This is a genomic window from Okibacterium sp. HSC-33S16, assembly GCF_024171565.1.
GTDB lineage: Bacteria > Actinomycetota > Actinomycetes > Actinomycetales > Microbacteriaceae > Mycetocola_A.
In genome coordinates, this window is sequence record NZ_JALJZZ010000002.1 from 591,833 (window position 1) to 612,300 (window position 20,468).

19 protein-coding genes are annotated in these 20,468 nt (G+C 66.3%); 8 read left to right on the top strand and 11 right to left on the bottom strand.

Annotation, left to right across the window (positions count from 1 at the left end):
• Positions 1-25: 25 nt before the first annotated feature.
• From L1277_RS07995 to L1277_RS08020, 6 genes are all read right to left on the bottom strand, one after another.
• Positions 26-835, bottom strand: a complete 810-nt coding sequence (locus L1277_RS07995; RefSeq protein ID WP_253375828.1) for an energy-coupling factor transporter transmembrane component T — start codon at positions 833-835, stop codon at positions 26-28.
• Positions 832-2,547 carry an ABC transporter ATP-binding protein gene (locus L1277_RS08000; protein WP_253375829.1) on the bottom strand — a complete coding sequence of 572 codons (1,716 nt, stop codon included), beginning with the start codon at positions 2,545-2,547 and terminating at the stop codon, positions 832-834. The genes L1277_RS07995 and L1277_RS08000 overlap by 4 nt, the downstream gene beginning before the upstream one ends.
• 8 nt (positions 2,548-2,555) lie before the next feature.
• Positions 2,556-3,158, bottom strand: coding sequence for an ECF transporter S component (locus L1277_RS08005; protein WP_253375830.1), 603 nt, complete (start codon positions 3,156-3,158; stop codon positions 2,556-2,558).
• A 79-nt stretch (positions 3,159-3,237) separates the two neighbouring features.
• A complete protein-coding gene (locus tag L1277_RS08010; protein WP_253375831.1) occupies positions 3,238-4,194 on the bottom strand; it encodes a pirin family protein in 957 nt (318 codons plus the stop codon).
• A complete protein-coding gene (locus tag L1277_RS08015; RefSeq protein WP_253375832.1) occupies positions 4,191-4,505 on the bottom strand; it encodes a GNAT family N-acetyltransferase in 315 nt (104 codons plus the stop codon). The genes L1277_RS08010 and L1277_RS08015 overlap by 4 nt, the downstream gene beginning before the upstream one ends.
• Before the next feature lie 90 nt (positions 4,506-4,595).
• On the bottom strand, positions 4,596-5,474 hold the full coding sequence (locus L1277_RS08020; RefSeq protein WP_253375833.1) for a DMT family transporter: 879 nt from the start codon (positions 5,472-5,474) through the stop codon (positions 4,596-4,598).
• A 773-nt stretch (positions 5,475-6,247) separates the two neighbouring features.
• Between L1277_RS08020 and L1277_RS08025 the strand changes: the two genes are divergently transcribed.
• The 5 genes from L1277_RS08025 (at position 6,248) to L1277_RS08045 (ending at position 12,961) form a co-directional block, all read left to right on the top strand.
• Positions 6,248-6,862: a hypothetical protein gene (locus tag L1277_RS08025; RefSeq protein WP_253375834.1), complete on the top strand. Its 615-nt coding sequence runs from the start codon at positions 6,248-6,250 to the stop codon at positions 6,860-6,862.
• Positions 6,863-6,995: 133 nt separating this feature from the next.
• On the top strand, positions 6,996-7,730 hold the full coding sequence (locus L1277_RS08030) for a YcnI family protein (RefSeq protein WP_253375835.1): 735 nt from the start codon (positions 6,996-6,998) through the stop codon (positions 7,728-7,730).
• 4 nt (positions 7,731-7,734) lie between these two features.
• On the top strand, positions 7,735-8,430 hold the full coding sequence (locus tag L1277_RS08035) for a copper resistance CopC family protein (protein WP_253375836.1): 696 nt from the start codon (positions 7,735-7,737) through the stop codon (positions 8,428-8,430).
• A 110-nt stretch (positions 8,431-8,540) separates the two neighbouring features.
• Positions 8,541-10,424, top strand: a complete 1,884-nt coding sequence (gene recQ / locus L1277_RS08040) for a DNA helicase RecQ (protein ID WP_374110185.1) — start codon at positions 8,541-8,543, stop codon at positions 10,422-10,424.
• Between the two features lie 446 nt (positions 10,425-10,870).
• Positions 10,871-12,961 carry an acyl-CoA dehydrogenase gene (locus tag L1277_RS08045; RefSeq protein ID WP_253375838.1) on the top strand — a complete coding sequence of 697 codons (2,091 nt, stop codon included), beginning with the start codon at positions 10,871-10,873 and terminating at the stop codon, positions 12,959-12,961.
• A 60-nt stretch (positions 12,962-13,021) separates the two neighbouring features.
• Here the strand turns inward: L1277_RS08045 and L1277_RS08050 are convergent, their stop codons facing one another.
• Both L1277_RS08050 and L1277_RS08055 read right to left on the bottom strand, forming a co-directional pair.
• Positions 13,022-13,825 (bottom strand): ABC transporter permease, encoded by an 804-nt coding sequence (locus L1277_RS08050; protein ID WP_253375839.1) that lies wholly within the window; start codon positions 13,823-13,825, stop codon positions 13,022-13,024.
• The gene (locus tag L1277_RS08055) at positions 13,822-14,766 is read right to left on the bottom strand and encodes an ATP-binding cassette domain-containing protein (RefSeq protein WP_253375840.1); all 945 of its coding nucleotides are present in this window, start codon (positions 14,764-14,766) and stop codon (positions 13,822-13,824) included. Before L1277_RS08055 ends, L1277_RS08050 begins: the two co-directional genes overlap by 4 nt.
• A gap of 79 nt (positions 14,767-14,845) precedes the next feature.
• On the opposite strand from L1277_RS08055, the gene L1277_RS08060 reads away from it, so the two are divergent.
• Entirely contained in the window at positions 14,846-15,616 is a 771-nt protein-coding gene (locus tag L1277_RS08060; protein WP_253375841.1) for a TetR/AcrR family transcriptional regulator, read from the top strand.
• 21 nt (positions 15,617-15,637) lie between these two features.
• Here the strand turns inward: L1277_RS08060 and L1277_RS08065 are convergent, their stop codons facing one another.
• Genes L1277_RS08065 through L1277_RS08075 form a run of 3 tightly spaced genes read right to left on the bottom strand, consistent with a single transcriptional unit; the run spans position 15,638 to position 18,362 of the window.
• Positions 15,638-16,300: an SDR family oxidoreductase gene (locus tag L1277_RS08065; RefSeq protein ID WP_253375842.1), complete on the bottom strand. Its 663-nt coding sequence runs from the start codon at positions 16,298-16,300 to the stop codon at positions 15,638-15,640.
• Between the two features lie 32 nt (positions 16,301-16,332).
• Positions 16,333-17,337 (bottom strand): aldo/keto reductase family protein, encoded by a 1,005-nt coding sequence (locus L1277_RS08070; protein ID WP_253375843.1) that lies wholly within the window; start codon positions 17,335-17,337, stop codon positions 16,333-16,335.
• A 32-nt stretch (positions 17,338-17,369) separates the two neighbouring features.
• A complete protein-coding gene (locus tag L1277_RS08075) occupies positions 17,370-18,362 on the bottom strand; it encodes a malate dehydrogenase (protein WP_253375844.1) in 993 nt (330 codons plus the stop codon).
• A gap of 75 nt (positions 18,363-18,437) precedes the next feature.
• On the opposite strand from L1277_RS08075, the gene pip reads away from it, so the two are divergent.
• Together pip and L1277_RS08085 are read left to right on the top strand one after the other, a co-directional pair.
• Positions 18,438-19,394, top strand: coding sequence for a prolyl aminopeptidase (gene pip / locus L1277_RS08080; protein ID WP_253375845.1), 957 nt, complete (start codon positions 18,438-18,440; stop codon positions 19,392-19,394).
• Between the two features lie 63 nt (positions 19,395-19,457).
• Entirely contained in the window at positions 19,458-20,354 is an 897-nt protein-coding gene (locus L1277_RS08085) for a neutral zinc metallopeptidase (RefSeq protein WP_253375846.1), read from the top strand.
• The last annotated feature ends 114 nt before the right edge of the window (positions 20,355-20,468 follow it).

A 20,468-nucleotide genomic window follows, 5' to 3' on the forward strand; every position in this document is an offset into this window, starting at 1 on the left:
TCACGTCATGTCGCTTCCGAAACCGCTATCCGAGCCGGGCCGTCCCGACGATGACGCTCGCCCCGATTACCCAGAACGCCGCGGCGAAGATCCAGTCCCGCGCCCTGAGGGGGACGAGGTACCGCTCGGTGCGGGTCTCGAATGCGCCGAACGCACGAGAATCCATGGCGAGGGCGACGCGCTCCGCGTGCCGGATCGCCCCGACCAACAACGGCACGATGTAGCCCAGGTAGCGGCGCAGGGCAGCCAACGGCCCGCGTCCGCCGGCGATCCCGCGCACCCGGTGAGCGTGGCGAATCCCGTCGAGCTCATGGCGAAACCGGGGCACAAATCGGTACGCGGCAAGGGCCGTGTAGCCGATCCGGTAGGGAACGTGGAGGTGCTGCACGAGCGCGCGCACGAGGTCAGGGCCCGTCATGGTGAGCCCGGCGATCAAGGCAAGTGAGAGCAGTGCGCCCAACCGGAGAGCGGTGGCGAGCCCGATCAGCCAGGCGCCCAGGAAGAATCGGTAGTCACCGAGCTGGAAGAGGAGCGGTGTGTGGTCGACGCGCGAAGCATCCGTCCATAATCCAAAGCTCAGCGACAGCACGCCGACGACCAGGGGAAGGCCCAGCCAGAGTGCGATGCCGAGCCTCGGTGTGAGCCGCGCGCCGACGGTGACAAGCAGCAGCGCGAGGCAGGCGAACGCGAGCGGCGTGGCGATGTCGCGCACGAAGAGCAGGTAGACCATGAACGGCAGCGGCCCGGCGATCTTCGCCAACGGGTTGAGCGCGTGCAAGAAGTGTCGCGCCGTCACGCCCGGGCGGGTGGAATACGGGTCGAGCGCTGCACTCATGCGTCGCCACCGGGCAGGTCGGCGAGCCGGGTCACGCCCTGCCACGATGGGTGCGCGGTCACACCGCGCAGCGCCCGGGCGAGCGGGGGACGCACGAGGCCGGCCACTTCGAGTAGCGCCCCATCGCTGAGGATCTCGTCGGTCGGCCCGAAGGCGAGTAGCCGCCCCTCGTGCATCACTGCAACGTGGCTTGCGTACTCCGCGACGAGTTGCAGGTCGTGGGTCACCGTGACCACGGTGGTGCCCGATGCGTGCAGTTCCCTGAGCAGGCTGAGCAACTCGTTCGCGCGCTCGCGGTCCTGGCCGAACGTCGGTTCGTCGAGAACCAGCACCGGCGCCCGGGTGATCAGGGCGGTGCCTACCGAGAGCCGCCGCTTCTGGCCACCGGAGAGGAGGAACGGGTGCACATCGCGCAACTGCCCTAGCCCGAATCGTTCGAGCATCTCGCCCACCCGCACCTCGATCTCGGCATCGCTGAGTCGGGTTCGCCGCACCCGCAGTCCGTGCGCCAGCTCGTCGAACACGGTGTTCTCGAGAAACTGGTGCTCCGGATTCTGAAACACAAACCCGACGTGGTCGGCGAGTGCTCGGGCGTCGCTCGTCGCGGGATCCAGACCGCCGATGCTCACCGTGCCCCTGGGCGGCGGCACGACACCGGCCATTGCCTGCACGAGCGTCGTCTTCCCGGCACCGTTCGTACCGATCACCGTGACGAAGTCACCGCCGCCGATCTCGAGCGACACATCGCGCACGATCGTGATCTTCCGTCGTGTCACCGTGAGGTGTCGCACACTCACCGCCGGGCCGGCGGTTGCGGGCGGCTCGATTGCGCGGGCAGGAAGATCAGGCAGTGAGCGGATGCCATTGAGCGCGTGTGTCAGCTCACCCGAGGTGAGCGGGAGGGGATCGAGTGACACCCCGCCCCGGTTCAATCGCAGTGCGGCCAGCGTCGCGACCGGAAGCCACACCCCGAGCTCGGCAAGGGCGTGGGCGTTGCCGGCGAGCACGTCGCGAGTCGGACCGTCGAAGGCCAGCGCACCCGACCGATCGAGGACAACCACCCGATCCACGAGGTCGATGGCTGCGTCGAGGTTGTGCTCGATCAGCACGATCGAGTGGGTGCCGGCGGCAACGATGTCGCTCAACACCGCATACACGTCGTCGATCCCGGCCGGGTCGAGGTTTGCGGTGGGCTCGTCGAGCACGAGAATCGGGGTGTCCAGGGCCAGGGCACTCGCGATGGCGAGTCGCTGCTTGCCTCCGCCAGACAGCAGGTCGGGATTGTCGAACCGACGCTCCCACAACCCGACGGCACGGAGCGCTCGCTCCGCCCGCTGCTCAATCTCGGCAACGGGCAGGCACAGGTTTTCCGGGCCGAAGCACACCTCGTCAAACACGGTGCCGGTGACGATTTGCGCGTCGGGGTCTTGGAAGACCATCGCGACTTCTTGCGACAATCGCGACACCGGAGCATCCGTTGTTCGAATTCCGTTCACGGAGACGGAGCCTGAGAGGGTCGCAGCGAGTGCGTGCGGAACCAGTCCGTTGAGCGCGAGGGCGAGCGTCGACTTGCCGGATCCTGACGGACCGAGCAGCAGAACCACTTCGCCAGGTGCCACCGCGAAGGTCACACCGTTGGGGGCGTTCTCGGCGCGCTCGTCATATCGAATGCGCAGGTCTTCCAGGCGCAGTGCCGGGTCGGGAGCGGCCATTCAGCGGGTCACGACGTCGTCAGTGATGCATGGGTTGCGGCGCTTTCTCGCCCAATCCGCCGGTCGATCTCGCGTTGCAGGCCGCGCGCGACCCCCGTTTTGTCGATGCGCCCGGCGACGATGCGGCCGATCCAGGTGAAGACCACGGGGCTCACGACGAAGAGGCCGAAGTAGACGACGTTGGCCCACGGCTCGAACTTCTCGCCACCGATGCCCACGAAGACCCCGGCGCCGAAGATGACCCCGGCGATCGCGGCCGCGAGGTAGAACACCCAGGCCCGCCAATAGCGGTAGCGGCCGATGACGAACGGCAACTCCTGAAGGAGACCGATGGCAATCCCGGCACCGAGATAACGCAGGAACCACTGCGGGCTGAACGCGGCGGCGATGAGTCCGGCGAACAGCCCGGTGAGCAAGGCGACGCCACCACGGCGAAGCAGCGCCTGCGACACTACGCCGGGAAGGAAGTACACGCCGACCAGCGCGCCGTAGAACACCGGCACCGTCGCCGACATCAGCCCGTTGAGATAGCCGCTGACCACGAACACGAGCCCACCGGCGACACCGATGGCCGCGCAGGTGAGCAGGAGGCGTGTGCTCGCGTTTCGCATATCGATCTCGGTTCGGTCGGACGTCGATGAACTATTAAGGACACCCTAAGTTTAGTGCGGGCAACCTGCGCGAATGCGATCAGGTGGTTCGACGTCGAGGTGTCAGTCGCACCGCCGGAAGCGGCGGCGCCGGAATGCGTTCATCGCCGTGACCATTCACGACACCAAAACGGATGCTTCGGGCCTCCCACGCATCGCGGGCGCTCACGATCTCTTCATGACTGCGAGCGACGAAATTCCACCACATAATGAGTTCCTCTCCGAACGGAACACCGCCGAGAATCACAAATCGGGCTCCCTCCGCACTGCCGAGGTCAAGCGACTCGCGGTCGGTGCCGAGGTAGAGGAGGGGACCGGGGGCAAGTGGGGTTTCGGCGACGGTGATCTCTCCTGACACGACCATCACCGCGTATTCGAAATGGGATTGGAGCGGAAGCGTGACGAACGCGCCCGCGTCGATTGTGGCATCCGCCCCCATGAGAGGTGTGAAGACCGTCGCCTCCGAGACGACGTCGCCGAGTTGGCCGACCAGCACGTGAGCGCGGAGGCCGTCGAGGGTGAAGACGGGCAGGTCGGTGTGGCGTTCGAAGAACGGGTCGATGTCGGCGACGTCCCGCGGGAGGGCCACCCAGAGCTGCAGGCCGCGCAGCGGGCTCCCGGGTGCGCCGAGTGAGAACTCGGAGTGGGAGATGCCGTACCCGCTCGTCATGATGTTGAGCTCGCCGGGCTGAACGGCAACGTCGCTGCCGACGCTGTCGCGGTGTCGAATCTCGCCCTCGACGGGCCAGGTCACGGTTTGCAGGCCGATGTGCGGGTGGGGCAACACGCGCATGCCGACCTTTTCATCGTCGAAGCGATCGAGGAAGCACCACGCGCCGACCATGGGGAGGGCCCGCTGGGGGAGTGAGCGATGCACGAGGATGCCACGGATGCCGCCGAGCGGCACTTCTCGCGCTTCGAGCAGCATCGTGGTGCTGCCGGTGGGGTCGCAGCGGGCGCTGACCGACTCGCTCACCGGGGTGTCGAGTCGGGTCATGCTGTCGCTGGTTCCCAGTCGATTGTGCCGTCGAACTCGGGGTGCCGCTTGAGCCAGTCCTGGATGAAGGGGCAGAACGGGACGATCACTTCGCCGCGGGCGGCGGTGTCAGCGAGGGCTTCGCGCACGAGGGCGCTGCCGAGACCCTGGCCTTCGAAGACGGGGTCCACAACGGTGTGGGTGAAGGCGAGGCGCCCGGGCTGGGGCTGGAACGCGGCGAATCCGGCGACCGTGTCGCCGAGGGAAATCTCGTACCGGGACTTCTCGTCGTTTCGCGTGACGACGGGGGTCTGGTCGATGGTCTCAGTCACTGGGCTCCTGCTTCCTCGCGCGCGGCGCGTGTCTGGGTGTCAACCTCTGCCCCATTCTTCATGCACGAGCATGGAATTGGCTGCATGTGCTCAGGCGAGGGCGAGCAGCGCGGCGGCGACCAGCGCAAGGGCGAGACCGACCCACTGTACGGGCGCGATGCGTTCCTTCAACACGACGGCCGCGAGGAGGATCGTGCCGGCCGGGTACATGGCGGTGAGCACGCTCATCACCGTGAGCTCGCCGATACGGATACCCACGAGGAGCAACACGTTTGCCGCGGCGTCCACCACGCCACACGCCACAGCGAGCAGCAGCCCGGGCCGCCAGCCCCTGCGTGGCACCGTCGCGGTGGCCGCCGCTGGTGCCCGATGACGGGAAATAAGCCAGAGCACCAGCACCAGCGTGAACATGATGGCCGCGCTCACCGAGCGGTTGGCGACGAGCGGCACGATCCCCGAGTCCTCGGGCGTCTGGTCGATGAGGATGAGGAATGTGCCGATCATCGCGCCGGAGCCGACGGCCATGATGATGCCCGTGACGCTCGGCCGCACCGCGCCCTTCTCCGGTACGAAACCGACCAGAACAACAGCGGCCAGGGCGATGCCCAGCGCAACGTAGCCGGCTGGGGCAAGCTCGTCGCCGGTGGCGAGGCCCCAGGTCATCGGCACGATCGCCGAGACCACGGCCGTCAGCGGCGACAGGATCGACATGGGCCCGATCGCGAGGCAGGCGTAAAGCAACACGATGGCGAGCGCTCCGCTCACACCCGACAGGGCGCCCCAGAACACGGCTTCGAAGGACCATTCGCCGAAGCCGAACGCGAGGACCAGGACGAGCCCAACCAATCCGGATGCCGCAGACAGGGCCGTGACCCGCACCGGACTGATGCGCTTGGACGCGAGCCCGCCCAGAAAATCGGCGGCCCCGTAGACGAGCGCGCCGACGAGGCCGATGATCGCGGTGAGCATGGGGAAAGCGTAGTTGAGGTGCCGGAGGACGCTCGGCGTGCCTCTGCTCGGTCGGACACCGGCACACGGCCCCTTGCTCGGACAGAAACGGTCACACAACTTTTGCTCCGGCACTTGTGGCGGCAAAAGTCGAGAAACTTTGACCGTAATCGACCGAGCAGCCAACGCTCCAGCCACTAGTGCCCGAGCAGGGCTTGCGGTGCCGCCCCTTCTGTCCACGCAACACGTCGGGCTGTCGTCAATGACCGTTTCTGCCGGAGCAATGAACTCGTCCGCACCCGAATGACCGCTTCTGTCCGAGCACCACCTCGACCTGGCGTCAATGACCGTTTCTGCCCGAGCAACGAACCCGTTCCCGCCCGAGCGCCCCTTGCTCCGACAGAAACGGTCACACAGCTTTTGCTCCGGCACTTGTGGCGGCAAAAGTCGAGAAACTTTGACCGTAATCGACCGAGCAGCCATCCCTCCAACCACAACTGCCGGAGCAGGGGTCGTCCCGCCGCCCTTTCTGCCCGAGCAGCGGTACGGTCGCGCGTCAATGACCGTCTCTGCCCGAGCAACGAACCCGTTCCTCACCCGAACCACCGTTTCTGTCCGAGCACCGCGTCAGCCGCGCGCCAATGACCATTTGAGCCGGAGCGACGGAGCCGTCTCGCCCGAACGCCCCTCCTGCCCGAGGCGCCCTGGTCCCCGGCGCTCACCGCACCGAAGCCGCACCGCGCGCCGGATACAGTGGAGAGTAGTAGCCCACCCCACCCGGAAGGACGTCACTCATGCGCGCTCGCCGCATCCGCGTCCTCCGTGGTCTCGTCGCTGCCGCTATGGCCACGTTCTTCGCGGCGTTCTCGCACGCCGTGTCGGGTGCCGACGCACCGGGCCTGTTCGCGTTGGTGGCGGCATCCGTTCTCGCTGCAGTCGTCTGCATCGTCCTCGCCAGCCGCTCCCTCTCACCCGTGCGCCTCGCCGCATCGGTCGTGGCCAGCCAGCTCGGCTACCACCTCCTCTTCGCCCTCGCTCCGGCGGCCCACGGCACGGTCGCCTTCGCACCCGGCCACCACGCTCAGATGGTGATGATGACAACGGATGTTCCCACCCACGTCCACGCATCGGCCAGCCCGATCATGTGGCTGGGCCACGCCCTCGCAGCGGCCGTCACCTTCGCGGTGCTCCTGCGCGGCGAACAGCTGCTCGCTGCCCTCGTCGACACGCTGCTCCTGAGCGTTCGAGTGCTGTTCCGGCTGCTTCGCTTGGCGCCGCTCGAGCGCCCGGCTCTGCCCGGTGCCGACTGGCTCCCGGTTCTGATCGCGCGGCAGCGGATACTCCTGTCGGCGATGCGGCACCGCGGTCCACCGGCGATGATGCGCCGGGCAGTTTTCTCCGTCGCCTAATCGCGCGAGGCCTTCCTCGCGGATTCGGCCCGGATCACCGATGCCTGCCCGGCACCCGTGACCCACTACTCTTCGTCGACCGCCCAGCAGCGCTCCTGCGCGTCCGGTCGCACCCTCATGAATTTGGACACCCATGAAACGCCTCACTCTGGCGGCCCCAGCCGTCGCCCTCACCTCCGCCTTCCTCGTCGTGGCCGCACCGCTCGCCGCCGGTGCGCACGTCTCGGTCACACCGAGCTCGGCACCGGCCGGGCAAACCGCCCAGCTCACCTTCTCGGTCGGCCACGGCTGCGACGGGTCGGCGACAACGGCCCTGACCTTCACCATTCCCGAGGAGATCGTCTCGGTCACGCCGACCGTGAACCCCAACTGGGACGTGAGCAAGACCAGCGTCGACCTCGCCGAGCCGATCACCGACTCCCACGGCAATGCCCTGGCCCAGCGTGTTGGCGAGGTGGTGTACACGGCTCACCAGCCGCTCGCCGACGGCTTCCGCGACACCGTGACCCTGCAGCTCACCCTGCCCGCTGACAACGCCGGCGAGACACTCGCGTTCCCCGTGCTGCAAACTTGCGAGGTCGGCGAAACCGCGTGGACCGAGATCGCGGCCGACGGTCAGGACCCACACGACCTCGATGCTCCCGCTCCGACCATCAGCGTGACGGATGCCTCGGCCAGCGAGGCAGCGCACGGTTCTGCCAGTGGTTCAGCCGACGCCGCTGGTGCATCGAGCGCAGCCGCCCAGGCCCCAGCGAACCCGGATATTCTCGCCCGTATACTCGGCATCGGCGGGCTCCTGGTCGGTGCGATCGGCGTCGTCCTTGCCGTGGTCGCTCGTCGGCCCTCAACCCCGTCGCAGAAAGGTTAAGCGGATGCGTATTCGTCGACTGCTCGGAATCGGAACCCTCACGGGTCTCCTCGCCGCGGCTGCCCTTAGCCTTGCGGCTGCCCCGGCCCAGGCTCACAACACACTCGTCTCGTCGAGCCCTGCTGCGGGTTCTGTTGTCACGGAACAGCCGGGCACCTTCGCCGTCACCACCAACGACGCGCTCCTCGAGGCGGGCGGCACTGCCAACGCCATTCAGGTTCGGGGACCGGGCGCTGAGCCCCTCTACTACGGCGACGGCTGCATGACCGTCCAGGGACCGACGCTCACCACACCCGTCACGCTCGGTCAGCCGGGGGAGTACACCGTTATTTGGCAGGTGGTATCGGCCGACGGGCACCCCATCGACGGTGAGTTCACCTTCACCTGGCAGCCCGCCGAAGGGCAGGAGCTCGCAGAGGGGCTGGCCTCGGCGCCGGTGTGCGGACAGTCGCGGGCGCCGGTGGAGTCGGGCACGCCGACACCTGAGCCCACTTTCACCACCCAGACCGATTCGTCCGGAACAACTGACGCCGTCGCCCCGGAGGAGACCTCGGCAGCATCAAGCGACATCCTGTGGATCGGCGGCGCACTCGCGATCGTCGTGGTCGCAGCGGTCGTCGTGCTCATCGTCCTCCGGCGAAAGAGCGCGACATCGGCTGCAGCCGCCGACGACGAGTCGAGTGACACTCCGCGGGAGTAGCCGGCAGGTCCAGCCGGGTGCGGGCTGCGGATTACTCGCAGCCCGCACTCCAGCCCTCACAACGCAACTCACGCAGCTCAATCCCGTCGCCCGTCCGGCGGGATTAACCGATGTCGCGGGCAGCGGCTATCGTTTCGGGGGTGACCGACGTACTCCCAGACACCGCCCCCACAGCGCTCGATGTGCTGCACTCGGTGTTCGGCTTCGAGTCGTTCCGTGGTGAACAGCAGGCCATCGTCGAGCAGATCATCGCTGGCGGGGATGCCGTCGTTCTCATGCCGACCGGCGGCGGAAAGAGCCTCTGCTACCAGGTGCCCTCCCTCGTCCGTGAAGGCACGGGCATCGTCGTCTCGCCACTCATCGCCCTCATGCAAGACCAGGTCGACGCCCTGCAGGCCGTCGGCGTTCGAGCCGCGTTCCTCAACTCCACCCAGGATGCCGCCGAGCGTGACAGCGTCGAGCGGGCCTACCTGGCCGGGCAGCTCGACTTGCTCTACGTCGCTCCCGAGCGACTGAGCTCCGAGTCCACCAAACGCTTCCTGGCGAACGGCACCATCGCCCTCTTCGCCATCGACGAAGCCCACTGTGTGTCACAGTGGGGCCACGACTTCCGGCCCGATTACCTCAGCCTGGGTGACCTCGCCGAACGCTGGCCCGATGTCCCGCGCATCGCCCTGACCGCGACCGCGACGGATGCCACGCATCGCGAAATCACCGAACGCCTTCACCTCAGCAACGCAGCCCACTTTGTGGCGAGCTTCGACCGTCCGAACATCCAGTACCGCATCGTGCCGAAAAACGAGCCGCGCAAACAGCTCGTCGACTTCATCCGGAAGGAAGGCGCGGGCCAGGCCGGCATTGTCTACGCGCTCAGCCGGAATACGGTCGAGAAAACGGCAGCCCACCTGCAGTCTCAGGGCATCAACGCCCTGCCGTACCACGCGGGTTTGGACTCGTCGGTTCGGCAGAAGACCCAATCCCGGTTCCTGCGCGAAGACGGCATTGTCGTGGTGGCGACCATCGCGTTCGGCATGGGCATCGACAAACCCGACGTGCGATTCGTCGCCCACATCGACCTGCCCAAGAGCGTCGAGGGTTACTACCAGGAGACCGGGCGTGCCGGTCGCGATGGTGAGCCGTCGGTCGCCTGGCTCGCCTACGGGTTGCAAGACGTTGTGCAGCAACGCCGCATGATCGACGAGTCGCCCGGTGACCTCGCCCACCGGCGACGCATGTCCGCGCACCTCGACGCCATGCTCGCGCTCTGCGAGACCGTCGAGTGCCGTCGCACCAATCTGCTGAGCTACTTCGGCCAGCCCTCCGAGCCGTGCGGCAATTGCGATACCTGCCTCGACCCGCCCGAGGTGTGGGACGGCACCATTCCCGCACAGAAACTGCTCTCCACCGTGGTTCGGCTGAAGCGCGAACGCAATCAGGAGTTCGGTGCAGGGCACCTCATCGACATCCTCCGCGGCAAGACGACACCTCGCACCACGCAGTGGACGCACGAGACCCTCGCGACCTGGGGCATTGGGCACGACCTCACCGAGCAGCAGTGGCGCGGCGTCGTCCGGCAGCTTCTCGCCAAACGGCTCCTCGCTACTCGAGGTGAGTATGGGACGCTCGGCCTCACCGATGACAGTGCCTCCGTGCTGTCTGGCGCACGCGCCGTGCCCATGCGCACCGAGCCTGAGCGCCGGTCATCGTCCAGCAAGGCACGGCGGCAGTCGGCGTCCGACCTGGCCCCGGGCGACGCCGAGCTGTTCGAAGCGCTTCGCGCCTGGCGCGCGGTCGTCGCTAAGCAGCAGGGCGTTCCGGCGTACATCATTTTCGGCGACGCCACTCTGCGCGCCGTGGCCACCGAGAAACCCGACTCAATCGACGCCCTGTCGGCGATCACCGGAATCGGCGAAAAGAAACGGGCCACCTTCGGCCAGCAGTTGATCGACGTTGTCGCCGGTCGCGTTCCAGCCGACCTCACGTTTGACGCTTAACAGGCACAGGCGTCGAACTCGCGATGAGTTCGACGCCTGTGAGCGACACCGATAACGGGTTAGTCCTTACGGGACTTGACCTCGGTCTTGGCCTTCTTATCGGCGCGCTTCTCCTTCAACGACTTTGCGGGTTCCTTCTTGGCGGAGCTTTTCTGAGGGGACTTACTGGGCATTGGTGAACTCCTTTGACCTGCAGCCACGCCGGCTGTGACCCCGACCATACGTTGTTTCCTCCGAAAGGTCACTTCCTCACTCGGGGCCGGGTTCTTTTCTCGACGCTTTGTCGGGTGTCGCCGATGAATCCGGTGCTCGACTGTAGCTTTCCACAGGAGAGATGTGGGCGGCTCGGCCTCGATTTGTAGTCGGCGAACGGCTCATTTATGAACTGCGGATGCCGCTCGTACGGTTAAGAGACGTGCTTCAGTGCCGAAAGACAAGGATCGATAATGGTTGACACTTCCATCCGACCAGATGAGATTAATCGCGACGACGTTCTCGCCGACCTCCCAGCCGGTGGCCCGGACGGCGCCAGGATCAACGTCCCCGAACTCGCGCACCAGCTGCTCGGTACCTGGCCGGACGCGCGGATCAAGGCCCGCGCCCTCGCGGCGCGTGAGGAGTTTCACCGCATCGAAGGCCTGACCGTCGATGAGCACCGCGAGCGGGTGTTCGGTCAGCTGAAGCTCCTCGTCGAAAACGGACAGGTGCACCGCGCCTTCCCCAAGCACCTCGGCGGCCAGGAAGACCACGGCGGCAACATTGCCGGCTTCGAAGAGCTCGTCACCGCCGACCCGTCCCTGCAGATCAAGTCCGGCGTTCAGTGGGGCCTGTTCGGCTCAGCCGTGATGCACCTCGGCACCAAAGAACACCACGACAAGTGGCTCCCGGGCATCATGAGCCTCGAGATCCCTGGCGCATTCGCGATGACCGAGGTCGGACACGGCTCAGACGTCGCATCGATCGCCACGACAGCCACCTATGACGCCGAGACCCAGGAGTTCGTCATCCACACGCCGTTCCGTGCGGCGTGGAAGGACTACCTCGGCAACGCTGCCGTCCACGGCAAGGCGGCCACCCTATTCGCCCAGCTCATCACCAACGGCGTCAACCACGGCGTGCACTGCTTCTACGTTCCGATCCGTGATGACGACGGCAACTTCCTCCCGGGGGTCGGTGGTGAGGACGACGGCATCAAGGGTGGCCTCAACGGCATCGACAACGGAAAGCTGCACTTCACGAACGTGCGCATCCCGCGCACGAACCTGCTCAACCGTTACGGTGACGTGGCCGAAGACGGCTCGTATTCGTCACCCATCTCCAGCCCCGGCCGACGTTTCTTTACGATGCTGGGCACGCTCGTGCAGGGACGCGTGTCGCTGGATGGGGCTGCAGTCGCGGCATCCGCTGTCGCATTGCAGATTGCGATCACCTACGGTAGCCAGCGGCGCCAGTTCAACGCATCGAGTGACGTCCAGGAAGAAGTCATTCTTGACTACCAGCGGCACCAGCGCCGGCTCCTGCCGAAGCTCGCCACGACGTACGCCGCCATGTTCGCGCACGACAAGCTGCTCGTGAAGTTCGACGGGGTGTTCAGTGGCAAGAGCGACACTCCCGACGACCGTCAGGATCTCGAAACGCTGGCCGCCGGGCTCAAGTCACTGTCAACCTGGCACGCGCTCGACACGCTGCAGGAGGCGCGCGAGGCCTGTGGCGGTGCCGGGTTCATGGTGGGCAACCGTCTCACCAGCCTGCGAGCCGACCTCGACATCTACGTGACCTTCGAAGGCGACAACAACGTGTTGCTGCAGCTCGTCGGAAAGCGACTGCTCGGCGACTACGCCAAACGGTTCAAGGGCGCAGACGCCGCGACCCTGGCGAAGTTCGCGGCTGAGCAGGCTCGAGGCAAGGTTGTGCATGGCACCGGGCTGCGCTCGCTGGCCCAGACCGTTGCCGACTTCGGCTCGACCGCGCGCTCGGTCGGGCACCTGCAGAACGAAGAGACCCAGCGCGAACTGCTGACCGACCGGGTCGAGACCATGGTGGCCGCAATTGCCGGGCGACTGCGTGCCGCGAGCAAGCTCTCACCCGCCGACGGCGCCGCGCTGTTCAACGCCAACCAGAACGAGCTCATCGAGGCCGCTCGGGCGCACGCCGAACTGCTGCAGTGGGAAGCGTTCACCGAAGCGCTCGGCACGGTGACCGACACGGGCACCAAGACCGTGCTGACCTGGCTGCGCGACCTGTTCGGCCTCGGGCTCGTGGAGCAGCACCTGGCCTGGTACCTGATCAATGGTCGGCTGTCCGGCCAACGCGCCTCGGCCGTGACGTCGTACATCGACCGGCTCCTCGCCCGGATCCGCCCACACGCGCTCGACCTCGTCGAAGCCTTCGGCTACACCCAGGACCACCTCCGCGCACCGGTGTCGTCGGGCATTGAGGCTGAGCGCCAGGACGAGGCGGCGGCGTACTTTGCCGAGTTGCGGGCATCGGGCACCGCCCCGGTTGCCGAGAAGTCGCTCAAGGCCAGCAAGAAGTAGCGCTCAGAACACACGAAAAGCCGCCCTTTCCGAAGCTTGGGAGGGGCGGCTTTGTCGTGCTCAGCGACGCAGTCGGCGGTAGGCGCGGGCCGAGAGCGGGAGGAAGACGAGAGTGAGAACGAGCGGCCATGCGGTGGCCATGAGGAGGGCACTGTCGTTCATCCATGCCGTCGTGATACCCGTCGGGTTCCCAAAAAGCTGCCGGGTCGCGGTCGCCGTTGCTGAGATTGGATTCCACGCGGCAACTGCACCGAGCCAGGCCGGCATGGTTTCCGGCGCGACGAAGACGTTGGAGAGGAACCCGACCGGCCAGATGAGCACCTGTACGGCCATCGTTGCCGCCGGGTTCCGGAACGTGAGCCCGAGGAAAATTCCGACCCAGAGCACGGCGAAGCGGAGCCAGATGAGAAGCAGCACGCCGACCAGTGCTGATCCCAGATCGGTGGTGATCTGCCAGCCGATCAGCAGCCCACCGACGAGCAGTACGGCCAGGTTGAGAACTGATGACGCCATGTCGGCCCCACAGCGGCCCAGCGCAACGGCAGAACTGTGGATGGGCATCGACCGGAACCGGTCTGTGATGCCCTTCGCGGCATCCGTCGACATCGCCAGCATGGTGCTTTCAACGCCGAACAGCATAGTGAGGGTGAACATGCCCGGCAGCAGGAAGGTGATGTAGTCGCCGCCGCCCGGCACCTCGATGGCGCCGCCGAAGAGGAAGCCGAACATCAGCAGCAGCATGATCGAGAACAGCAGGCCGAAGATGGGCAGCGCAGGTTGTCGCTCCCAGTGCAGCAGTTCGCGTTGGGTGAGGATCCAGCCGTTGCGAAGCGCCGAGGAGCGCGGTGTCGAGAGTGTGGTCACGATGTTGCCTCCTGGGAAGTGAGGGCGAGGAAGACCTCGTCGAGGGTCGGGCGACGAAGCACCAGGTCTTCCGGCTCAATGCCGGCTTCGTCGAGGGCACGCACGGTCGCGAGGAGGGCCGCGGTTCCTGACGGAGCTTCGATCGTCACGGTTCGCGCAGCGCTATCGATTTCTGGCGTCGAGTGAGAATGAACGGATGCTGTGACGCGCGGCAGATCCGCAGCATCCGACACGGTCACGACAATACGGTCGGACCCGAGCTGTTTTTTGAGCTCGACCGGTGTTCCCGTTCGAACCACGTGTCCGGCCTTCATCACCGAAATTGAGTCGGCCAGTTGGTCGGCTTCGTCGAGGTATTGCGTCGTCAACAGCACGGTGGTGCCGTCCGCCGCAATGCGTCGGATGGTTCGCCACACCTCGTTGCGTCCGCGCGGGTCGAGCCCCGTTGTCGGCTCATCGAGGAAGAGCACGGCGGGCGACAGGATGAGACTCGCGCAGATATCGAGCCGTCGGCGCATGCCGCCGGAATACCCAGACACCGGCCGGTCGGCGGCCTCGATGAGGTCGAATGCGGCCATGAGCTCACCGGCCCGGCTCACAGCCTGGGTCTTCGACAGGCCGAAGAGCCGGCCGAACATTACGAGATTCTGAGTCCCGCCGAGGATGTCGTCGACGGCGGTGCCCTGGCCGACCAGGCCGATGCGTTCTCGAACCCGGCGGGATTCGGTACGGACGGCGTATCCCGCCACCCGGGCTGTTCCCGAGTCAACGTCGATGAGCGTGGTCAGCGCGCGAACGGCCGTGCTCTTGCCTGCGCCGTTGGGACCGAGCAGCCCGTGGATCGAGCCAGGGGCGCAGTCGAGGGAGAAGTCATCGAGAGCCGTCACGTCGCCGTAGCGCTTGTGCAGTCCAACGGCCTGGAGAGAGGGAGATTGCGACACAGTAATCCTCACGTCGTACGGTATACGGAGTTATGCGGAGAATTGAGCGTACACCATACGGAGTAAGTACACTAGGGCCATGAGCGTCAACGAACCTGCTGCTCGAAGCGATCCCGACCGCACCCTGGCGTTGTTATGGCGGCGTACGCTCGGTGAGCAGCCGCCCGCGCGCGGACCCCGGCAACGAACGACTGTCGACGCCGTGGTGGACGCGGGTATCGCTCTCGCTGACGCAGAGGGACTCGACGCCTTCTCCATGCGGAAAGTCGCCGAGCACCTCGGCATCGGCGTGATGAGTCTCTACACCTATGTTCCCGGGCGCGATGAGCTGATCGGACTCATGGTCGACCAGGTGACCGGCGAACTGCCGCATCCCGAACTGACGGGCACGGTACGGGAGCGACTCGACGCCGTTGCCCGGCACCTGTGGCTCGAGTATCGGCGGCACCCATGGCTGTTGTCCGTCGACACGTCACGGCCCGCACTGGGGCCGCACGTTTCAGACCGGTACGAGTGGGAGCTCTCTGCCGTCGAAGGTGTCGGCATTAGCGACATCGCGATGGATCAGGTGGTGACGCTCATCGCGGGCTTCGTGGCGAGTGCCGCTCGAACGGCTCGGGACCAGGAGACGACGAGGGAACGCTCCGGGCAGAGCGACGCCGAGTGGTGGGAAGCAAACGCCCCCGTGCTGGAGAAGGTGATGGACGGATCGAAGTATCCGATCGCCGGTCGGGTGGGGCAGGCGGCCGGAGAGGCCTACCAGGCCGCAAGCAATCCCGAGCTGGCATTCGAGTTCGGCCTCGCCCGGGTGCTCGACGGAATCATGGTGTTCGTCGAGGCGGGCGACTGACCGCCGCCCGCCTCGACACGATCAGCCCGCGGAGACGGCTGCGGCTACAGCCGCAGCAATCGGGGTCTCACCGGAGATGGCTTCCCAGGTGAAGCCTGCGGTTTCCGGGAAGGTCAGTACGGCCGCAATGAGTGCAGCGACATCGGCACGCGGAATGGAGCCACGGCCGGTGTCGGACTCGAGCTGGACCATGCCGGTCGGCTCGTCATCGGTCAGCGCGCCCGGGCGGAGAATGGTCCAGGCTAGCGACGTCTTCTTGAGGTCGATGTCTGCATTGCGCTTGGCGGCAACGTACGCCGCCCACACGTCGTCGCTCGTGTCGACCTCCCCGTCGATTCCCATGGCGGAAACCTGCACGAATCGCGAAACACCGGCTCGTTCGGCAGCGGCAGCTGACTTGACCGATCCCTCGTAATCCACAGTGTGTTTCCGTTCCGCGCCGGAATTGGGGCCGGCCCCCGCAGCGAAGACGACAGCATCCGCCCCGCTCAGGATGGGAACGAGATCGTCGACGGATGCGGTTTCGATGTCGCAGACGACGGGTTCGGCGCCGAGGCCGGCGATGTCCGACGAGTGGTCCGGGTTACGGAACACGCTGACGACGTCATCGCCGTTGTCGACGAGCTGGCTGGTGAGGATACGGCTGATCTTGCCGTGCCCTCCGATGATCACAATTCGGCTCATGTGTCTCTCCTCGTTCAGTGGGCCGTCGTCGGTTAGGACGGACGGTTTTCGGGGGACTGGGTCTTGGACGGGTCGGTCTCGGGCAGCGTGCCGAGCACCTCGTCGATGCTCGCGAGGGACTCGCTCGAGAGTCTGACGCCCGACGCCTGCACATTGTCACGCACCTGCTCGGGCCGGGACGCGCCGATGAGGGCCGCCGCCACGTTGTCATTCGCCAGGACCCACGCGATCGCGAGCTGGGCGAGGGTGAGCCCGTTCTCGTCAGCGATGGGTTTGAGATTCTGCACTGCCGTGAGCACCTCATCGCGGAGGAACGCCTTCACGGTGTCGGCGCCGCCCTTCGAATCGGTGGCACGCGAGCCCTCGGGCAGCGGCTGGCCGGGCAGGTACTTGCCCGACAGGATGCCCTGGGCAACCGGCGACCAGACGATCTGCGAAATCCCCAGCTCGCGCGACGCCGGAACGACCTCTTCCTCAATCACCCGCCAGAGCATTGAGTACTGCGGCTGGTTGGAGACGAGTGAGAAGCCCAGCTCCTTGGCCAGGGCCGAGCCGCGACGCAACTGGTCGGCGTTCCACTCGGAGACGCCGATGTAGAGCGCCTTGCCCTGCCGAACCACGTCGGCGAACGCCTGCATGGTTTCTTCGAGCGGTGTCGAGTAGTCGTATCGGTGTGCCTGGTAGAGGTCAACATAGTCGGTGCCGAGGCGGGTCAGCGAGCCGTGGATCGACTCCATGATGTGCTTGCGGCTGAGCCCGGAGTCGTTGGGACCCTTCGGACCGGTCGGCCAGTACACCTTCGTGAAAATCTCGAGTGATTCGCGGCGCTCGGAGGCAAGCGCTTCGCCGAGCACGGTCTCCGCTGCCGTATTGGCGTAGGCGTCAGCCGTGTCGAAGGTGGTAATGCCGCTCTCGAGCGCTGCGGCCACGCACGCCTTCGCAGTCTCGTTCTCGACCTGTGAGCCGTGAGTGAGCCAGTTGCCGTAGGTAATTTCTGAAATTCTGAGGCCTGAGTTGCCGAGGTATCGATAGTCCATGCCGCCACGCTACGCCCCGGCCGTGCCCGGCACTACAGAAGGCCGAGACCTTGCACCTGCTCCCGTTCTGTGGCAAGTTCCCGAACGGATGCCTCGATGCGGCTCGTCGAGAAATCGTCCAGCTCCAACCCGGGCACGATCCGCCAGGCGCCGTTCACGCTCTCGGCAGGGAACGACGAGATGAGGCCGTCCGGCACGCCGTAGCTTCCGTCGGACGGCAGCGCAACGCTCGTCCACCGGCCGCGCTGCCCGTTCAGCCACTCGTACATGTGGTCGATGGTCGCGTTCGCCGCCGAGCCGACCGAGCTCGAGCCGCGCACCTCGATGATCTCGGCACCGCGATTCGCGACGCGCGGGATGAACTCGCTCGTCAGCCACTCCTCATCGACGAGCTCACGCACGGCAGTGCCCGCCGCGGTGGCGTGCGAAACGTCGGGGTACTGCGTTGCCGAGTGGTTGCCCCAGATGGTGACACCGTCGATGTCGCGCACCGGCACCCCGAGTTTCGCGGCCAACTGGCCAACCGCCCGGTTGTGGTCGAGCCGGGTGAGAGCGGTGAACCGTTCGCGCGGCACGTCGGGCGCGTGCGCCTGGGCGATGAGCGCATTGGTGTTGGCCGGGTTGCCCACCACCACAATTCGAATGTCGGATGCCGCGTGCTCGTTGATTGCCGCACCCTGCGGTCCAAAAATGGCACCGTTGGCAGCCAGCAGGTCGGCCCGTTCCATGCCGGGACCGCGCGGCCGCGACCCCACGAGCAGTGCCACGTTGGCGCCGTCGAACGCCGCTGCGGCGCTGTCGGTGACGTCGACGCCCTCGAGGAGGGGAAAGGCGCCATCCTGCAGCTCGAGCGCCGCGCCCTCTGCGCCGGCGATGCCCGCCGGAATCTCGAGCAGACGAAGCCGCACCGGAACGTCCGGCCCGAGCAGCTGCCCGGACGCGATGCGGAAGAGCAGCGCGTAACCGATCTGGCCGCCCGCTCCCGTCAGTGTCACGGTGACCGGTGGGGGTGTCGAAGTGGGCATTGTGCCTCCTGGATGATGTGCGCGCCAGCCTAGCGACAGCATCCGTTTTCCTGAAGGGAACGATACGGTCGTTGTATGCGCGACATGTATCCCGAGATCGAACCGTACGATGCTGGCCACCTGGACGTGGGCGACGGCCAGCAGATCTACTGGGAGGCGAGCGGTAACCCGAACGGAAAGCCTGTTGTTTTTCTGCACGGTGGCCCTGGTGGTGGGACCAACCCGAACCAGCGTCGGGTGTTCGACCCCGCGAAGTACCGCATCGTGCTGTTCGATCAGCGCGGATGTGGCAAGAGCACGCCCCACGCGAGCGCTCCCGAGGCGAATCTCGACACCAACACCAGCTGGCACCTCGTCTCTGACATGGAGAAGCTGCGTGAGCACCTCGGCATCGAGCAGTGGCAGGTGTTCGGCGGATCCTGGGGCAGCTCACTCGCGCTCGCCTACGCCCAGACCCACACCGATCGGGTGAGCGAGCTCGTGCTGCGCGGCATCTTCACCCTGCGGCAGGTTGAGCTCGACTGGTTCTACGAGGGTGGAGCGTCAGCGGTATTCCCCGACCTGTGGGAGGGGTTCCTCGCGCCGGTGCCCGAACAGGAGCGCGGCCACCTCGTCCGCGCCTACTCGAAACTGCTCAACAACCCCGACCCGGCCGTGCACGAGCCCGCCGCCGTCGCCTGGTCACGTTGGGAGTCGTCGACGATCACCCTGCTGCCGAACCCCGACAACGTTGCCCGGTTCACCGAGCCCGCTTACGCCGTTGCTTTCGCTCGCATTGAGAATCACTACTTCATGAATGGCGGTTGGTGGGAGGAAGGCCAGCTGATTCGCGACGCGTCGAAGCTCGCCGACATCCCGACCGTGATCGTGCAGGGGCGCTACGACATGTGCACGCCGCCGATGACCGCGTGGGCGCTCGCCGAGGCCATGCCGCACGCCGAACTCAAGATGATTCCAGACGCCGGGCACGCTTTCGACGAGCCCGGGATCCTCGACGCGTTGATCGAAGCAACCGACAGCTTCGCCGCATAGTCGCCCCAGCACCGGCGGCGCAAGGCGTGGAGCCGCCCGGGCGCCGAGGGATACGGTGGGCGAGTGACGTTCAATCCTGACTCAGACATTTCCGGCAGCAATGTCCGTAAGCGCGGCCGCGGCACGGCGATTGGCGTTGGCGGCGGCGGGCTCGCGGTCGTTGCCGTGTTCCTCATCGCCCAGTTCACTGGAATCGACCTGAGTGGATTTGTCGGTGGCGGCGACACGAGTGGCGGGTCGGCACCATTGACGACCTCGTTGAGCGAGAAATGCAAGACGGGTGAAGACGCCAACGAGAACATCGAGTGCCGGATGGCCGGCGCTGGCGTCTCGATCGACGACTTTTGGGCCGACAACTATTCGCTCGTGTCGAGCGGCGAATACCGCACCCCGCAGTTCGCCCTGTTCGAAGCGTCGACAACCACTCAGGGCTGTGGCGGGGCGTCGAGCGCGACCGGGCCGTTCTACTGCCCGGGGGACGAGACCATCTACATCGACACCTCCTTCTTCTCCCAGCTGCAGCAACCACCGTTTGACACCACCGGTGGCCCGCTCGCGCAGCTCTACATTGCCGCGCACGAGTGGGGGCACCACATCCAGGCCATCTCCGGAATCATGGAGTCGGCGAACCGCACCGGCACCGGCGCCGACTCCGACTCGGTGCGCATCGAGCTGCAGGCCGACTGCTTCGCCGGTGCCTGGGTCGCCGGTGCCAGCCAGACCGAAGACTCGAGCGGTCGCACGCTGCTCGAGGAGCCCTCGGCCGCCGAGATCGCCGACGCCCTCGACGCAGCGGCAGCCGTTGGCGACGACCGCATCCAGGCCGGCTCGGGACAGGGAGTCAACTCCGAGGCGTGGACCCACGGGTCAAGCGAGCAACGCCAGCGCTGGTTCAACGCGGGCCGCGAGGGCGGACCTGCGAACTGCGACACCTTCTCGGTAGACGGCTCACAGCTCTAAACCTCGCCGCCAGCTTCGCCGCTCGATCCCGGGTGCCGGCGACCACGGTACCGCGGTATGAGGCAGAGCCCGATCTGCTGGCCTGAGGGTGGACGCGACGCGGTGTGCCTCGCT

Bases quoted from the DNA above. Each gene is read 5' to 3' on its own strand.
- L1277_RS08025 (WP_253375834.1), top strand. From the start codon at position 6,248: ATGCGCGCTCGCCGCATCCGCGTCCTCCGTGGTCTCGTCGCTGCCGCT.
- recQ (WP_374110185.1), top strand. From the start codon at position 8,541: ATGTCGCGGGCAGCGGCTATCGTTTCGGGGGTGACCGACGTACTCCCA.
- L1277_RS08010 (WP_253375831.1), bottom strand. From the start codon at position 4,194: ATGACCCGACTCGACACCCCGGTGAGCGAGTCGGTCAGCGCCCGCTGC.
- L1277_RS07995 (WP_253375828.1), bottom strand. From the start codon at position 835: ATGAGTGCAGCGCTCGACCCGTATTCCACCCGCCCGGGCGTGACGGCG.
- L1277_RS08035 (WP_253375836.1), top strand. From the start codon at position 7,735: ATGCGTATTCGTCGACTGCTCGGAATCGGAACCCTCACGGGTCTCCTC.
- L1277_RS08045 (WP_253375838.1), top strand. From the start codon at position 10,871: ATGGTTGACACTTCCATCCGACCAGATGAGATTAATCGCGACGACGTT.
- L1277_RS08030 (WP_253375835.1), top strand. From the start codon at position 6,996: ATGAAACGCCTCACTCTGGCGGCCCCAGCCGTCGCCCTCACCTCCGCC.
- L1277_RS08075 (WP_253375844.1), bottom strand. From the start codon at position 18,362: ATGCCCACTTCGACACCCCCACCGGTCACCGTGACACTGACGGGAGCG.
- pip (WP_253375845.1), top strand. From the start codon at position 18,438: ATGCGCGACATGTATCCCGAGATCGAACCGTACGATGCTGGCCACCTG.
- L1277_RS08070 (WP_253375843.1), bottom strand. From the start codon at position 17,337: ATGGACTATCGATACCTCGGCAACTCAGGCCTCAGAATTTCAGAAATT.
- L1277_RS08065 (WP_253375842.1), bottom strand. From the start codon at position 16,300: ATGAGCCGAATTGTGATCATCGGAGGGCACGGCAAGATCAGCCGTATC.
- L1277_RS08005 (WP_253375830.1), bottom strand. From the start codon at position 3,158: ATGCGAAACGCGAGCACACGCCTCCTGCTCACCTGCGCGGCCATCGGT.
- L1277_RS08060 (WP_253375841.1), top strand. From the start codon at position 14,846: ATGAGCGTCAACGAACCTGCTGCTCGAAGCGATCCCGACCGCACCCTG.
- L1277_RS08000 (WP_253375829.1), bottom strand. From the start codon at position 2,547: ATGGCCGCTCCCGACCCGGCACTGCGCCTGGAAGACCTGCGCATTCGA.
- L1277_RS08020 (WP_253375833.1), bottom strand. From the start codon at position 5,474: ATGCTCACCGCGATCATCGGCCTCGTCGGCGCGCTCGTCTACGGGGCC.